A 14,677-nucleotide genomic window follows, 5' to 3' on the forward strand; every position below is an offset into this window, starting at 1 on the left:
ACAGTCGCCTAACGAAATTTTCTTTCGCCGGACGAGCCTGCGGCAACCGAATTAGCGTCCGATGGAATGCCCCCCGTCCACGGTAATGGCGCTGCCGGTCATGTAAACGCTGGCCCTGGACGCAAGCAGCAGGATGGCGCCATCCAGATCGTGGCTGTCGCCAAGCCGTCCAGTCGGGTTTTGGTTGGCCATAACACCAGCCCCCGCCCCCTTGAGAAACGGATCTGTCAGGCTGGTCTCAAACCAGCCGGGCCTGATCTCATTGACGCGAATCTTGTGTTTGGCCCATTCCAGCGCAAAGCAGCGGGTCATCTGGCTAATGGCGGCTTTCGATGCGCTGTAAGCCGCAACCTGACGCATCGGCAATTCGGACAATACGCTGGAGACGTTTATGATGGATCCGCCGCGGCCATCGCGGATCATGCGCCGGGCTGCCTCCTGCGCCATCATGGCCGCTCCCTCGACATTGACAGCCATGACATCGCGAAGCGTCTCGCGTGCGAGTTTGACTGCCTTGTCGCGATGGGCAATGCCGGCGTTGTTCACCAGCAGGCTGACCGGTCCCAATTCCTTTTCGATGCGATCGAAGGATGGAGCGATCATGTCATCCCGGCGCACATCAATGGGAATTGCGATGGCATGTCCGCCAAGTTCGCAAAGAGAGGCAACCGCAGCCTCGAGGGTGCCCTGATCCTCGCCGGCAAGCACGACCCTGGCGCCGTTTACCGCCAGCACGCGGGCGATTTTGAAACCGATTCCGGTGCCTCCGCCAGTTACCAGTGCAATTTCTCCCGAAACATCGAATAATTCGGCTGCTCGCACTTTGGTCCCCTTTCCCACGGCGCCTTCAAGGCGATATAGCGGCAACCATCATTGAAAGCCACACAGCTCGGCAATGCAACTGGTAAAATTTGTGCACCACTTGTTGCTTCACATGCTTTTTTCCTGATATGGACTGGCAAGACGCCTCATAGATGGTAAAGATGGCGGTGATGGGAACCATGGTTATCCACACTCCTGAAAACAGGAGGTGAAGTGACCGGAGGACAATATGGGAAATCTTTTGGCGTTGAGCCGGTTCATTGACCGGATCAACGGTTTTGTCGGGCGCAATGTGTCCTGGCTTGTGTTGGCTGCGGTGCTGATCAGTGCTGGAAACGCCACGATCCGCAAGGTATTCGACATGTCGTCCAATGCCTGGCTGGAGGTCCAGTGGTACCTGTTCGGCGCGGTCTTCATGCTTGCCGCCGGATATACACTGCGCAAGAACGAACATGTCCGCATCGATGTGCTGGCCGGCAATCTTTCCAAGCGCACGCGTGACTGGATCGACCTGATTGGCCATTTCCTGTTTCTGTTGCCGTTCTGCCTGATGATGACCTACCTCGCCTGGCCTTTTTTCTGGCGCTCCTTCAAGAGTGGCGAGCTGTCCAGCAATGCCGGCGGCCTGATCATTTGGCCTGCCAAGGCAGTGGTTCTTGCCGGCTTCATTCTGCTGACCGCGCAGGCTGTCTCCGAGATCATCAAGCGCATCGCCATTATTCGCGGCCTCCTTGAAGAGGAGCCTGGCCATGATCATTCCATGCCGCCGCAAGTCGAAGCAGCTTCCGATATGAAGGCCCGAAGCGATGCTTGATCTGATTGCCCACAACCTTGCACCGATCATGTTCATCACCGTCATGGCGATGCTTCTCATCGGCTATCCGGTCGCCTTCACCCTGGCGGCGGGAGGCATGTACTTTTTTATAGTCGGCGTCGAACTCGGCCACCTTTCACCTGAGATTCAGCTGTCTTGGCCTTTGGCCCAGGCCAACATGAACCGTGTCTTCGACATCATGCGCAATGACACGCTGTTGGCGATTCCGTTTTTCACCTTCATGGGGCTGATTCTCGAACGGTCGCGCATGGCGGAAGATCTGCTCGACACCATCGGTCAGCTCTTCGGAACCCTTCGCGGCGGTCTGGCATTTGCAGTCATTCTGGTCGGCGCTCTGCTTGCCGCCACAACCGGCGTCGTCGCGGCATCGGTGATCGCCATGGGCCTGATCTCGCTGCCAATCATGATGCGTTACAACTATCATCCGGGTCTGGCTGCCGGTACAATTGCGGCGTCCGGCACTCTGGCACAGATTATCCCGCCATCGCTGGTCCTCATCGTCATGGCTGACCAGCTCGGCCGGTCAGTCGGCGACATGTATGTCGGCGCCTTTTTCCCCGCCATGATCGTGGTCGGGATGTATTGCGCCTACATCTTCGCCATTACCCTGATCAAACCGCAATGGGCGCCTGCACTGCCGCCTGAGGCTCGACCGCTCGGCAACGGTGGACGCTCGCTTTTCATCATACTTGGCACGGCGCTGGCGCTGTTCGTAGTCGGCTATTTCTATGTTTTCGATCATCTGCGGTATGAAACAAGGGTGGTCTGGTCGGCGCTTACTGCAACGATTATTCCCTACAGCTTTGCTCTGATCAATCGCACCATGAAACTTGGCTATCTGTCCAAGATGGCTGAGCAGGTGGTTATCGTGTTGATCCCGCCGCTCGCCCTGATCTTTCTGGTCCTGGGCACGATCTTTCTGGGCATCGCGACACCCACCGAAGGCGGTGCCATGGGCGCCACAGGCGCGCTGGTGATGTCGTTGTTGAAGCGCCGGCTGGACATGAAGACGCTTTTGCAAGCGCTGGATTCCACCGCAAAACTGGCAACCTTCGTGATGTTCATCCTGATCGGCGCGCGGGTTTTCTCGCTGACCTTTTATGGCATTTCCGGTGATCGCTGGGTCGAAGAGCTGATGCTGGCCTTGCCGGGCGGGGAAGTGGGATTCCTGATCTCCGTCTCGATCATCATTTTCATTCTCGGTTGTTTCCTGGATTTTTTCGAAATTGCCTTCATCCTGGTCCCGTTGCTGGCTCCGGTGGCCGAAAAACTCGGCATCGACCTGATCTGGTTTGGGGTGCTGCTCGGCTTCAACCTGCAGGCCAGCTTCCTGACACCACCGTTCGGCTTTGCGCTCTTCTACCTGCGGTCAGTGGCGCCGATGAAAGCCTGGTACGATAAGACAACCGATCGGATGATCGAGTCGATTTCAACAAAATCGATTTACACTGGCACGCTGCCCTTCATCATCATTCAGGTCGTGATGCTGGGTATTCTGATCGCCTTCCCAGGTCTTGTGACACATTACAAGACCGCCCCGGTAATCATGAACCAGAGCGATATTGATGACGCGATCAACAATATCGGCGGTGGTGGGTTCGGTCTGCCCGGCTCGGGACTGAGCCTGGATGGTGGCTTCGGTCTGCCAGGCACACCAAATCTCGGTGAACCGTCCGAGCCTGCCGGCGACGGCGCATTGCCTGCACCCGGCGGCCTTCCGGCACCCGGTGGCGCGACCGGATTACCCAATTTCAACTGAACGATCCAGCGTTGCGGAATACCATTATTCCAGCGGAGTCGTCTGCGTCTTCGCCACCAAACAGATTCACCGCACAAGATCCCACCCACACACAAAAAGGCCCCGGAACCATTCGATTCCGGGGCCTTGAAGGCTTGGCTTTCGCAGGACTTGCTTAGAGCTTGCCGCCGCGCTGCTGGATCATCATGAAGGTGTCCATGTTGTATTCAGACAGCTGGAACCAGAGATAACCGTCACCACGGTAGCCCATATAGCTGTCATGGATTTTCTTGAAGGTCGGGTTTTCCGCGCTGATTTCGCCATAGACCTTGTTGGCCGCATTGAAGCAGGCTTCCAGGATTTCAAGGCTGTACGGACGAAGCTTTGTACCCTCGGACACGAGCTTCTTCAGAGCCGGCGGGTTCAAGGTATCATAACGCGCCATCATGACGCTGTTGGCCAGTGCGGAAGCCGACTTGACGATACCCTTATAGGAGCTCGGCAATTCGTTCCACTTGTCCAGATTAATCAGGTTCATCAGCGTCACGCCGCCTTCCCACCAACCAGGATAGTAGTAGTAGGGAGCAACCTTGTTGAAGCCCAGTTTGGAGTCATCGTAAGGACCGACAAACTCGGCAGCATCAATGGTGCCCTTTTCAAGCGCAGCGTAGATGTCGCCACCCGGAATGTTCTGCGGCACGACGCCAACTTCCTGGATGATGCGCCCGCCAAAACCGCCAATGCGGAACTTCAGGCCTTTCATGTCTGCCACAGTATTGATTTCCTTGCGGAACCAACCGCCCATCTGGGCGCCGGTGTTACCAGCAGGGAAAGCAATCATATTGTTGTCGGCATAAAAATCGTTGTTGAGCAGATCCAGCCCGCCGCCCTCATAGAGCCAGCCATTGGTCATGCGTTGGTTGAGACCGAACGGGACGCCGGTTCCGAACGCCCATGTCGGATCCTTGCCGAAGAAGTAGTACGATGCTGTATGCGCCATTTCGATGGTGCCGTCGCGAACCGCGTCAGCGCCTTCAAGTGCGCCAACGATCTCGCCGGCTCCATAGGTCTGGATTTCGAAATTGCCGTCGGTGGATTCAGCAACGGCCTGTGCGAACACTTCGGCAGCACCGTAGATGGTATCAAGCGCCTTCGGGAAACCCGACGAGCAGCGCCATGTGATTTTCGGCATTGTCTGCGCGATGGCCGGCGCAGCCAGCGTTGTCGCTGCTGCAGCCCCTGCTCCGGTTACCCCAGCCTTTTTGATAAAAGAACGACGATCCATAAAAACCTCCCAGTTGAACGAAGCCGCCAAGCTGAGGGTTTACTCCCTGTTGCGTCCCAGCGGTATGCGATTGACCTAACCATGTTGCAGCAATGCTTTCAAGCACAAGGCGGCGATTTCAGCGGCAATGGTCAATTTTTTTTGCCAGTTATAACTTCAAACGGATTGGCTTCAGAACCATCTTTTCTGTGGGTTTGCCGTTTGGGACGGGGAATTGACAAAGTTTGAGTGAAACGTGAAAACATCATGACGATGTGGCAGACAGCCAGCACCGCGGATCAGGGAAAATGACGATGCACAGTGGACTTGTCGCGATACCGGCCGATATCCGAAGCTTCGATGGATACACATGGCATGCGGCACCCGACCAATACATCATGGCCGCCGTCAATGGCTCGAATGTCTTGCCGCTCATTGTCCCGGCCTTGAGCGATGGCACGGATGTGGACATGGTGCTGGACAGGGTCGATGGCGTCCTCATCAGCGGCTCGCGGACAAACGTGCATCCTTCCAATTATGGAGAGAAAGAGACGGAAAGCCACGGCCCGTTCGATCCGGCCCGTGACCGTCTCAGCATGGCGCTCATTCGCCGGGCAATCGAGCGCGGTATTCCGCTGCTCGCCATTTGCCGCGGCATACAGGAACTAAACGTTGCAATGGGCGGTTCGCTGGCAACCGAAATACAGGAACTTCCTGGACGGATCGACCATCGCAAGCCTGAAACCGAAGACCGGGATGCCGCATTTGCGATCCGCCACTCGATCCAGGTGAAGCAGGACAGTTGTCTCGCCTCGATTGTCGGCGAGGGCGAAGTCCAGGTAAATTCGCTGCATCGCCAGGCGATATCGAAACTTGCGCCGCGACTTGCCGTGGAAGCGATCGCGGAAGACGGCACCGTCGAGGCTGTCAGTGTCATCGACGCGCCGGGGTTCGCAATCGGCGTGCAATGGCATCCCGAATACTGGGTTGGCAGCGACACGATCTCGGACAAGATTTTCGCCGCGTTCGGTGATGCCGTCCGGGCCCGCCATACCCGCCCTGCGGAAGCAGCGGCATAGATCCCGCGTAACTTCCTGCGCTCACGCCTTCAGCTTGCTCTTTCGCGGCGCCCGACTTGGGTGGCGCCTCAGCCGGGTTTTCTGTCAAGGCCGGCGCATTCGGGCACCGGCGTTAGCGCCGGACGGCCATCAAGCCAGGCTGCAAGATTGTCCACCACCAAATCAGCCATTGCGTTGCGCGTCGATACTGACGCCGAAGCCACATGAGGCAACAGACAGGCATTCGGCAAGTCCATCAGCGCCTGCGGCACATTCGGTTCATGGGCGAACACATCAAGCCCGGCCGCGGCGATGCGCCGCTCCCTCAGCGCCACAATCAACGCGTCCTCATCCAGCGTCGATCCGCGACCGACACTGATCAGCACACCTTGAGCACCAAGTGCGTCAAGAATGTCGGCATTGACAGCCTTTTCCGTCGCCGCCCCTCCCGGAACCACCACGACCAATGTGTCCACAGCTTTGGCCAACCCGCCAAGAGTGTCGTGCCATGTGAAATCGACATCATTTCTCTTGTTGCGCGTATGATAGTGAATCGGCAGGCCGAAAGCCTCCAGACGCCGCGCAATGGCCAATCCGATCCGCCCGAGCCCGAATATGCCGACTGTCCGCCCGCGCAAGGTGAGAGACGTCAGCGGATAGGGACCCTCAGCAGCCCAACGGCCGGCGCGAACGTAAGCCTCTGCTTTCGGAAGCTCGCGAAGGGTGTTGAGCAGCAAGCCAACCGTTGTATCCGCAACCTCATCGGACAAGACATCAGGGGTGTTGGTCACCATCACGCCACGTGAAGCCGCATGCCTGGCATCGACAACGTCATACCCAACCCCGAAATTGGCGATAATCGCCAGGTTGGGGAATGCATCGATAAAGCCCGCGTCGATGATGGTCGCCGAAGCGATGCCGGTTACCTTCGCCCGGGTTCCTGCATCCAGCAGCGCTGGGTCGGCCGTCTCGATCGCGATGGCGTCGAATTCGGCCTCGACGCGGCTTCGGACCCGGGGATTTATGCCGCCTGGAATGAGAATTGTGGGTTGAGTGCTGTTCATCGTCCTGCTCCCGGATTGAGCGGTGTTGTCGATTGCCGGATCCGCATTTCCGGCTTGATCAGATGCAAGCCGTCGGCTTCGCTTGACCCGTTGAGTTTGTCAAGCAGCGCACGGGCTGCGAAACGGCCGACTTCGGACTGCCCGTTCCAGACCGTCGTCAATGCCGGCGTGGCAATCGCAGCCTCCTCGAGATCGTCATACCCGGTGACCGATATGTCCTTGCCGGGCACCAGGCCCGCACGCGCAATGCCGTTCATCAGGCCGATGGCCACCAGATCGTTCCAGCACACCGCCGCGGTTGGTTTGAGTGGATTGGCGAGAAAATTCACCGCCGCCTCGAAGCCGCTCTGCTTGGTGCGTGGTCCGGGTATTCTCAGCGCCGGATCCAGGGCGAGCCCTGCCTTCTGCATCGCATTGGCATAACCCGCATATCTGTCGCGCCCCGTTGAGGTGTGGTCGGTGCCGCCAATCATGGCAATGCGGGTGTGTCCCAGGCTGATCAGATGATTGGTCGCCAGAGCGGTTCCATAGGCGTCATCACCGCGAAAGGTCGGCACATCGATCTCGGGGACAGACCGTGCAATCAGAATGGCCGGCATGCCATTGTCTTCAGCGAGGCGGATGTCCGACGCCGGCGTACCGATCGCCGGCGACATGATCACCCCATCGCCGCCCAATTGCAGCAGGGTTTCAATGAAGTTGCGCTGCTTCTCGACCGAATCATAATGGTTGGAAAGAATGAAGGTTTGCCGGCTGCGGTCGAGCTCCGTCTCGATCGCCTTCAGGATCTCGGCATAAAACGGGTTCATGATGTCATGCACAACAACACCGATAATACCCGACCGCGATGTTCTCAGAGAAGCCGCGCGCCGGTTATAGATATAGCCGAGTTCGACGGCCTTTTCCTTGATACGGTCGCGCGTCACATCGGCCACCAGAGGGCTGTCACGCAAGGCCAGCGAAACTGTTGCCGTGGAAAGCCCGAGAGCCTCCGCGATTGTGGAAAGTTTTATTTTTTGCGCCAAATCCCCATTCCCATTGCCGAGGCACTGTCCCGATTCAAACGTTTAAACGAATCTAAAAGGTTTAAACCGGGCTGGCAATCAAACAGTTTCCGCAGCCTGCTCATCGTCACCGGGAAGATCGCTTCCATGGATCTCCAGTGGGTCCGTCTCCAACAGCCGGTCGGCAACCACCACGCTTCCTGAACTCAGCTCAGCGGCAATGCTGGCATCAACCCTGGACAACAGATCGAGCAGGTGCGCGACGTCTTTCTCTTTCAGCCCGGCAAAGGCCGCCTTTTCGGTCCGCCTTTGCGATTTGCGAACCGACTTGATCTGATCCCGCCCGGCATCGGTAAGAAACACCAGCATCATGCGGCCGTCATCCTTGGAGCCTTCGCGCCGCACGAACCCCTGGGCCGCGAGACGGCCGATGGTCTTGGTGATCGTCGGCGCCTTGACTCCCAGCGAAGCGGCGATTGCGCCCGGCGTCTGGCCGTCGTTTCCGTCAAGCGCCAGCATGACACCGTCCTGACCGCCATAAAGCCCCAGATCAAGCAATTGGCGCGACAGTGCGGTGCGTGCGTTACGTGCGACCTGATTGATCAGCGAGAGTGCTTCGGCCTGAGCGGACTTCTTCGCCTTCTTGGTCTTGTTTTTCTTTTTACCGGACATGGATAGCTCCTTCTTGCGGCCTTTGTTCCATCACCCTAGGCTGATCCGAGCCTATCCAAGCCTGAGCGGAAAAACCACTACATGCCCTCACAATCCATGCCGATCGCGATATTGCCGCTGGGAGCCCATGAACAGCACGGTCCGCATCTTCCGTTCGAGACCGATGCACTGATCGCGCACGCAGTTACCCAAAGACTCCGCGAAGCTGTACAGGGCTCAATCCAGCTTGAGCTCCTGCCGGTCGAATCAGTTGGTTACTCTATCGAACATATGGATGTGTCAGGTACGCGAACGCTGGCTTTCGACGAAGCGGTCAACCGCTGGATCGGCATCGCCGCCGATTGCGCCGGCCGCGGCATACGCCGCTTGCTGCTGCTTAACGCCCATGGCGGCAACTCGCCCCTGCTCATGATTGTGGCCACTGAAGCCCGCGTGCGTTTCAACATGCTCGCAGTGGCCACCAGCTGGACCAGGTTCGGGGTTCCCGCTGAAATCATCAAACCTCACGACAAGGCATTCGACATTCATGCAGGCGACATCGAAACCTCGGTGATGCTGGCGCTGCGGCCTGAGCTTGTCCGCCTGGACGCATTGCGGGATTTCCCTTCACGGCAGGCTGACTATGCCCGGCAGTTCACCCATTTGCGCGCCTATGGCCCGCACGCATTCGGCTGGAAAATGTCCGATCTCAACAAGGATGGAGCGGCGGGCAAAGCCAGCCGGGCCAACGCAGAAAAAGGTGAAGCGATTTTGGCCCACGCGGTGCGCGGATTGAGCCAGTTGCTGGCCGACATGGCGGCTTTTGATGTGAGCGAACTGGATTGATCGTCCGAACAGTCTCCACATCTGCCCGGATTGGCACTGGCGCATCACATCATATCCTTGTGAGTGGCATATGTCGCACCAAGCGCCTATATGGTGTCAAACACTCCATCCTGACAGAGAGCCCTCATGAGCGAAGCGCCCGTCCCCACCCCTGTTTCCCCAATTCCCGTGACCGTTCTGACCGGTTATCTCGGCGCTGGGAAAACCACATTGCTCAACCGCATTCTCTCCGAGCCGCACGGCAAGCGGTATGCGGTGATTGTCAATGAATTCGGCGAAATCGGCATCGACAACGACCTGATCGTGGAATCCGACGAGGAAATCTACGAAATGAACAATGGCTGCGTCTGCTGCACCGTGCGCGGCGACCTGATCCGTGTGGTCGAAGGCCTGATGCGCCGGCCCGGCCGCTTTGACGCCATCATCGTCGAGACCACCGGCCTGGCCGACCCCGTGCCGGTCGCCCAGACATTTTTCATGGACGAGGACGTCCGCGCCAAGACCAAACTCGACGCCGTCGTCGCACTGGTCGATGCATTGCATCTGCCGGCCCGCCTGAAGGACAGCCGCGAAGCCGAAGACCAGATCGCCTTCGCCGACGTGGTCATTCTCAACAAGACCGATCTGGTGACGCCGGAACAGCTCGAAGCCATCGAACGCACCGTGCGGGCGATCAATCCGTCAGCCCGCATTCACCGCACCGAGCGCGCCGCCGTGCCGCTTGACGCCGTGCTTGACCGCGCCGCGTTTGATCTCAGCCGCGCGCTCGACAACGATCCGCATTTCCTCGATCACGACCACCCCGATCATGCCTGCACACCGGATTGCGATCACGACCACCATCACCACGGGCACGATCATGACCATCACGGCCACAGCCATCATGACCACGCCGCCCCGTCCGATATTCACGATGCAACCATCGAATCGATCTCGTTGCGCGCCGGGCCGCTCAACCCGAAGCGGTTCTTCCCCTGGATCGAAAAAATCACCCAGTTGGATGGCCCCAACATCCTCCGCCTCAAGGGCATTATCGCCTTTGAGGACGATGCTGACCGCTACATCATCCAGGGCATTCACATGATCGTCGAAGGTGACCACCAGCGCGCCTGGAAACAGGACGAAAAACGCGAAAGCCGCATCGTCTTCATCGGGCGGGATCTCGACCGCGAGAAGCTCGAGCGGACCTTCCTGGCGTGCCAGGCCTGAGGGATTTCTGATCATGCCCACAGTTGCCCCGATCGATGTCGATGACCATTGCCTAGCAACTGCATTTCTGGACGACGTTCCGGTGTTTGCGATGGCTTCCGGACAAGTGGTCCGCCTCGACCATGGAACCCACCGCCATGAACTGCATGATGGCTTGCTAGCCACCGCCGTCACTTTGGACGGCAAAAGCCTGATCACCGGTGGTGAAGATGGCAAGGTGATGCGGCTTGACGCCGACGGAACCGAAACCACGCTGCGTCCTTCTGCCCGCAAATGGGTCAGCACCGTTGCGGCCGGTCCGCAAGGCGCGGTTGCTTATGCCGAAGGCCGCGCGGCAACAGTGCTGCTTGCCGACGGAACCGAGCGGTGTTTCGAGCAAGCGCGCACCATTGAAGGCCTTGGCTTCACTCCCAAGGGGCTACGGCTGGCCATGGCACGCTACAACGGCGTCTCTCTGGTCTTTGTGCAAGGCAGTGCACCTGCAATCGATTTCGAATGGAAGGGCGCCCACAATCAGGTCATGTTCAGCCCCGATGGCCGCTTTCTGGTGACCGCGATGCAGGAAAACGCGCTGCATGGCTGGAAGCTTGATGGCAAGCCGGGCGGCGAACAGCGTCACATGCGCATGACCGGCTATCCCGCCAAAGTCAAATCACTGTCATGGTCGAACAAGGGCAAATGGCTCGCTTCATCCGGCGCGCCCTCTGCGATTGTCTGGCCGTTCTCGGGCAAGGACGGGCCTATGGGCAAGGCTCCGCTGGAGCTCGGACAACGCGCAGATACCATGGTGACATGTGTCGCTTGTCATCCGGTAGAGGATCTTGTCGCCATCGGGTTCGGTGACGGCATGGTGCTTGCCGTCCGCATCGCCGACAGCAAGGAAGCCCTGTTGCGTCGACCCGGCAAGGGCCCGATCACGGCCATGGCCTGGAACAAGCCAGGTCGCCTGCTCGCGTTTGGATCGCAAGCAGGCGACTGTGGTGTTGTCGACATCGCTGGGTAACAGCCATCCCGGTTACGACCAGGACAGTTCCAGGTGCGGACGGCCATTGGACGTCCGGGCTTGGCTGACGCCATCCTTGCCAATGACACCGTTAACCCGCTTGCGGAACGACGAGAAGCTGTCGAAGGTGACAACGTCGACCGCTTCATCGAGATCCAGCGATACCCGATAGTTCCCCGGTGAGGATGTCATGGCCTGGATGCCGACCACCCGAGCCGAGAAAGGTTGCCCGAGATAGGCTCCGGTTACGCACGCACCGGGTGCAAGGCTTTCGGGGCCGGGCCGGTTGCCCAGGGCGGCATGCAGCGTATTCCAGTCATTGAAGCCGTGCTGGGCTGCAATCAATTCCAGCGCTCTGGAATGTCCAATCGTTTCACCACCGGATTCCAGTCGGGTTCTCAGGCGTTTGGCCTGATCTTTCAGTGTGCTCAAATTTGGCAATGACGTGAGGTCACGCATGGCAGTTCTCCTGTCATGACATACCGTGTTCGAGGGGTGTCCGCATTCCACCATCTGGCATGTCATCAAAAAGGTGACTGCTTGAAAGCTGGAGACTTCACCATGGCGTAATGCCTGCGGACGGCCGGGGCTCCAGACCCGAAGACGCTCAGATAGGCACGCGCAATCACCATGTCAATAGGGCAGCCGGAGACGCGGCCTCGAGCTATTCCGCGGCCACTCGCGTCAGCGCGCCTTCGCGGAACTCGGTCGGGCTGACGCCGACCCGCTCGCGGAAGGCCCGGTTGAACGGAGCAAGCGACGCATAGCCCAGACTGAAGGCATGCTGGATGATCTGTTCGCGCGCCAGCTCCGGGTCGGCCAACCGGCGCTTTGCTTCCTCGATCCGGTAGTCGTTCACGAATGCCGCGAAGTTGCGGTATCCGAGACCACCATTGATCAAACGTCTCAGCCGGTGTTCGGGAACATGCAGAATGTCGGCCAATCCTCCAATGGTCAGGCCCGGCTCAAGATAAAGTCCGCCATCCATCGCCTTGACGACGCGGTCGAGTTCCAGCCGGTCCGCGCCGGACAACTCGCCACGGACAACCGAAGGCACCGAGCCGTTTGCCGCGCGCTGGAACAACCCTTCTTTCAACGTTGTCAGCCAAACAGAAAATCCCAGTGTGAGAACAAAATACACAGCCGAATAGACAAGGCACAGCGCTGACAGTTGAGGCCCTTCGACACTGATCAGGTTTGTGACAAACACCAACAGCGTGAAAGGCGGCACGGAAAAAGCCAGTGCCAGGCTGAAGCCGCGCCGGTCATCGATCAGATCGCTTGCCCGATGGCGCAAGGCTGTGTGGATGATCAGCGCCAGAAGCGCTGTATTGAGCAGAACCAGCCCGAAGGTGAATCCCCATTGCAGGCCGACCGGCGCCAGGGCCGCTCCGGCAATCAGTGGCGCAGAGACAGCGATTGGCCAGAAATAGCTCAATTGCCACCTGAACCGGTCATTAAACAGCGCCACGATGAACCACCACAACGTGATGAAATGCAATTGCTGGAAGCCGACAACCACGGATGTGGCCGGCGCGAGCATGCCAAGAACCGGCGGAGCATTGAGAATAATCTCGATCAGGCCTGTGACGCCAAACAGGATTCCGGTTGCACACAGCGATCCGAACTCCCGTCTCCGGGCGAAACGGATGATGAGCAAAAGCAGCACGCCAAAGGTTCCACCACGCAGGATGAGGTCGATAAAACCGGCCAGGGTCAATTCCATTGACATGTACAGGTCCGCATTTTGCGCACGGCCAATCCGGTGCGTCTCAGACAACGCAACCGAGATAGGCATTGGCCTGCGAAGAGTCCAATCGATTCCGGAAATCACGCGCCGAAACTGAAACTTCCGCTTCGGATTTCGAACTCGCGCGGTACTCCGGCCATTCAATCCCCAGTTTCATCTCATCGCCGGTTCGGTTGATCCACACCAGATGAAACCTGGCCGGCACGTCAATTATCAGTCTACTTGAAGGAGACTATCATGAACAAGATGAACCTCGCAGCAGCAACCATCGCACTGGCCGCGATCCTGCCTTTCGCTTCGGCGCCGGCATTCGCTGAAACAGCCAAGTCGCAGGCCACCCTTTGCACCGAAGCCCCGGCAAAGGCCGCCAAGGCAGGTATCGATTGCACCGCTACATCCGCCATCGATCGGGATGAAAACAAGGCCGCAAAACAATACCCGTCAGGCCCGGTCAATTTCGGCAACGGGATCGTTTTCTGATCGCGACACCCCGCGATCACTGTGAATGCGCCGGACGCCCCTCCGCTCCGGCGCATTCTTTTTGACACCAGGCGTCAGACGGATGGTTGCCTAGGCCACCTGGACCAGCCGGCCCTGAACGATGGGCCGCTCGGCAGTGATGTGCGACTGGTGACGATCCACGCGACGGCCACGAGGAATCAGCAGTCCGCTGGCGCCATCAAGAGACCCTTGCTTGAGTTCGCACCCCAGCAGACGGTTGCGCTCGACGGGACCCGGCATCATCACTCCGCTGGTCTTGCCGGCGGAAAATCCGAAACGGGCGTAGTATGGCGCATCACCGACAAGAATGATTGCGCCGTGGTCCATGTCAGCAGCCCGGGTAATCGCATGCTGCATCAGGGCTGTACCGATACCTTGCCCAGCGCATGACGGCTCGACCGCCAGCGGTCCGAGCAGCAACATCGGCCTTGCCCCACACGAAACATCCCACAGCCGAACGCTGCCGATAACACGCTCCGAATCGTCGCGCGCAACGAAGGCAAGCCCGGCTGACGGAAGTCTGCCGCAACGCAGTTTCTCCGAGCTTTTGCGCCGGCGGCCTTCCCCCATCGCACGATCAAGCAGGGCTTCCCGCACATTCGCGTCACCCTGCATTTCCTCGCCAACGACGAAGCTGGTTTCACTGAAAACTGACAGATCGATTGTCATGGGCTGATCCTCGACTGCGACAATCACGAAAAACTGGTTACAAAGGCCTGTCCGCAAGCGACCGACCGCTTGCGGAAAGCCAGATCGGTACGGACTGCTGTTCAGATCACGTAGGATCGCAGAGGCTCGAAACCGTTGAAGGCAACGGCCGAGTAAGTGGTGGTGTAAGCCCCGGTACCTTCGATCAGAACCTCGTCTCCGATGGTCAGCGAGACCGGCATCGAATAGGGGTTTTTCTCGTACATCACATCGGCTGAATCACA

At 58.6% G+C, this 14,677-nt stretch carries 15 protein-coding genes and 1 pseudogene; 7 read left to right on the forward strand and 9 right to left on the reverse strand.

Annotated features, from left to right (window positions below):
• Nucleotides 1-51: 51 nt before the first annotated feature.
• Complete coding sequence (locus tag ABJN75_RS01045; protein WP_348435990.1) at nucleotides 52-822, reverse strand: SDR family oxidoreductase; 771 nt, start codon at nucleotides 820-822, stop codon at nucleotides 52-54.
• Nucleotides 823-1,051: 229 nt separating this feature from the next.
• Between ABJN75_RS01045 and ABJN75_RS01050 the strand changes: the two genes are divergently transcribed.
• Nucleotides 1,052-1,636, forward strand: a complete 585-nt coding sequence (locus tag ABJN75_RS01050) for a TRAP transporter small permease subunit (protein WP_348435992.1) — start codon at nucleotides 1,052-1,054, stop codon at nucleotides 1,634-1,636.
• Nucleotides 1,629-3,416 (forward strand): TRAP transporter large permease subunit, encoded by a 1,788-nt coding sequence (locus tag ABJN75_RS01055; RefSeq protein WP_348435994.1) that lies wholly within the window; start codon nucleotides 1,629-1,631, stop codon nucleotides 3,414-3,416. The genes ABJN75_RS01050 and ABJN75_RS01055 overlap by 8 nt, the downstream gene beginning before the upstream one ends.
• A 154-nt stretch (nucleotides 3,417-3,570) precedes the next feature.
• Here ABJN75_RS01055 and ABJN75_RS01060 read toward each other — a convergent pair whose 3' ends face one another.
• On the reverse strand, nucleotides 3,571-4,680 hold the full coding sequence (locus ABJN75_RS01060; RefSeq protein WP_348435996.1) for a TRAP transporter substrate-binding protein: 1,110 nt from the start codon (nucleotides 4,678-4,680) through the stop codon (nucleotides 3,571-3,573).
• A gap of 293 nt (nucleotides 4,681-4,973) precedes the next feature.
• Between ABJN75_RS01060 and ABJN75_RS01065 the strand changes: the two genes are divergently transcribed.
• Entirely contained in the window at nucleotides 4,974-5,738 is a 765-nt protein-coding gene (locus ABJN75_RS01065) for a gamma-glutamyl-gamma-aminobutyrate hydrolase family protein (RefSeq protein ID WP_348436018.1), read from the forward strand.
• A gap of 68 nt (nucleotides 5,739-5,806) precedes the next feature.
• Here ABJN75_RS01065 and ABJN75_RS01070 read toward each other — a convergent pair whose 3' ends face one another.
• From ABJN75_RS01070 to ABJN75_RS01080, 3 genes are all read right to left on the reverse strand, one after another.
• Nucleotides 5,807-6,781 (reverse strand): 2-hydroxyacid dehydrogenase, encoded by a 975-nt coding sequence (locus ABJN75_RS01070; protein WP_348435998.1) that lies wholly within the window; start codon nucleotides 6,779-6,781, stop codon nucleotides 5,807-5,809.
• On the reverse strand, nucleotides 6,778-7,806 hold the full coding sequence (locus ABJN75_RS01075; RefSeq protein ID WP_348435999.1) for a LacI family DNA-binding transcriptional regulator: 1,029 nt from the start codon (nucleotides 7,804-7,806) through the stop codon (nucleotides 6,778-6,780). Before ABJN75_RS01075 ends, ABJN75_RS01070 begins: the two co-directional genes overlap by 4 nt.
• A gap of 78 nt (nucleotides 7,807-7,884) precedes the next feature.
• A complete protein-coding gene (locus ABJN75_RS01080) occupies nucleotides 7,885-8,457 on the reverse strand; it encodes a MarR family transcriptional regulator (RefSeq protein WP_348436000.1) in 573 nt (190 codons plus the stop codon).
• A gap of 81 nt (nucleotides 8,458-8,538) precedes the next feature.
• Here ABJN75_RS01080 and ABJN75_RS01085 point away from each other — a divergent pair, with 81 nt between their 5' ends.
• From ABJN75_RS01085 to ABJN75_RS01095, 3 genes are all read left to right on the forward strand, one after another.
• Entirely contained in the window at nucleotides 8,539-9,282 is a 744-nt protein-coding gene (locus ABJN75_RS01085) for a creatininase family protein (RefSeq protein ID WP_348436002.1), read from the forward strand.
• A 126-nt stretch (nucleotides 9,283-9,408) separates the two neighbouring features.
• On the forward strand, nucleotides 9,409-10,491 hold the full coding sequence (locus tag ABJN75_RS01090) for a GTP-binding protein (protein WP_348436004.1): 1,083 nt from the start codon (nucleotides 9,409-9,411) through the stop codon (nucleotides 10,489-10,491).
• A gap of 13 nt (nucleotides 10,492-10,504) precedes the next feature.
• Nucleotides 10,505-11,494: a WD40 repeat domain-containing protein gene (locus tag ABJN75_RS01095; RefSeq protein WP_348436006.1), complete on the forward strand. Its 990-nt coding sequence runs from the start codon at nucleotides 10,505-10,507 to the stop codon at nucleotides 11,492-11,494.
• 12 nt (nucleotides 11,495-11,506) lie between these two features.
• Here ABJN75_RS01095 and ABJN75_RS01100 read toward each other — a convergent pair whose 3' ends face one another.
• Nucleotides 11,507-11,953 (reverse strand): glyoxalase superfamily protein, encoded by a 447-nt coding sequence (locus ABJN75_RS01100; protein ID WP_348436008.1) that lies wholly within the window; start codon nucleotides 11,951-11,953, stop codon nucleotides 11,507-11,509.
• A gap of 205 nt (nucleotides 11,954-12,158) precedes the next feature.
• Nucleotides 12,159-13,226: an AraC family transcriptional regulator gene (locus ABJN75_RS01105; RefSeq protein ID WP_348436010.1), complete on the reverse strand. Its 1,068-nt coding sequence runs from the start codon at nucleotides 13,224-13,226 to the stop codon at nucleotides 12,159-12,161.
• Between the two features lie 255 nt (nucleotides 13,227-13,481).
• On the opposite strand from ABJN75_RS01105, the gene ABJN75_RS01110 reads away from it, so the two are divergent.
• Nucleotides 13,482-13,724, forward strand: a complete 243-nt coding sequence (locus ABJN75_RS01110) for a hypothetical protein (protein ID WP_348436012.1) — start codon at nucleotides 13,482-13,484, stop codon at nucleotides 13,722-13,724.
• 90 nt (nucleotides 13,725-13,814) lie between these two features.
• On the opposite strand, the gene ABJN75_RS01115 is transcribed toward ABJN75_RS01110, so the two are convergent.
• Both ABJN75_RS01115 and ABJN75_RS01120 read right to left on the reverse strand, forming a co-directional pair.
• Nucleotides 13,815-14,414 (reverse strand): N-acetyltransferase, encoded by a 600-nt coding sequence (locus tag ABJN75_RS01115; protein ID WP_348436014.1) that lies wholly within the window; start codon nucleotides 14,412-14,414, stop codon nucleotides 13,815-13,817.
• A 101-nt stretch (nucleotides 14,415-14,515) separates the two neighbouring features.
• Nucleotides 14,516-14,677 (reverse strand): annotated as a pseudogene (locus ABJN75_RS01120) (ornithine decarboxylase); the annotation flags it as partial.

This window comes from Hoeflea sp. (genome assembly GCF_039975035.1).
In the GTDB taxonomy this organism is placed as follows: Bacteria; Pseudomonadota; Alphaproteobacteria; order Rhizobiales; family Rhizobiaceae; genus Hoeflea.

Excerpts from the sequence above, each read along its gene's own strand:
- ABJN75_RS01055 (WP_348435994.1), top strand. The coding sequence starts at position 1,629 with ATGCTTGATCTGATTGCCCACAACCTTGCACCGATCATGTTCATCACC.
- ABJN75_RS01080 (WP_348436000.1), bottom strand. The coding sequence starts at position 8,457 with ATGTCCGGTAAAAAGAAAAACAAGACCAAGAAGGCGAAGAAGTCCGCT.
- ABJN75_RS01100 (WP_348436008.1), bottom strand. The coding sequence starts at position 11,953 with ATGCGTGACCTCACGTCATTGCCAAATTTGAGCACACTGAAAGATCAG.
- ABJN75_RS01090 (WP_348436004.1), top strand. The coding sequence starts at position 9,409 with ATGAGCGAAGCGCCCGTCCCCACCCCTGTTTCCCCAATTCCCGTGACC.
- ABJN75_RS01050 (WP_348435992.1), top strand. The coding sequence starts at position 1,052 with ATGGGAAATCTTTTGGCGTTGAGCCGGTTCATTGACCGGATCAACGGT.
- ABJN75_RS01060 (WP_348435996.1), bottom strand. The coding sequence starts at position 4,680 with ATGGATCGTCGTTCTTTTATCAAAAAGGCTGGGGTAACCGGAGCAGGG.
- ABJN75_RS01070 (WP_348435998.1), bottom strand. The coding sequence starts at position 6,781 with ATGAACAGCACTCAACCCACAATTCTCATTCCAGGCGGCATAAATCCC.
- ABJN75_RS01085 (WP_348436002.1), top strand. The coding sequence starts at position 8,539 with ATGCCCTCACAATCCATGCCGATCGCGATATTGCCGCTGGGAGCCCAT.
- ABJN75_RS01115 (WP_348436014.1), bottom strand. The coding sequence starts at position 14,414 with ATGACAATCGATCTGTCAGTTTTCAGTGAAACCAGCTTCGTCGTTGGC.
- ABJN75_RS01110 (WP_348436012.1), top strand. The coding sequence starts at position 13,482 with ATGAACAAGATGAACCTCGCAGCAGCAACCATCGCACTGGCCGCGATC.
- ABJN75_RS01105 (WP_348436010.1), bottom strand. The coding sequence starts at position 13,226 with ATGTCAATGGAATTGACCCTGGCCGGTTTTATCGACCTCATCCTGCGT.
- ABJN75_RS01065 (WP_348436018.1), top strand. The coding sequence starts at position 4,974 with ATGCACAGTGGACTTGTCGCGATACCGGCCGATATCCGAAGCTTCGAT.
- ABJN75_RS01095 (WP_348436006.1), top strand. The coding sequence starts at position 10,505 with ATGCCCACAGTTGCCCCGATCGATGTCGATGACCATTGCCTAGCAACT.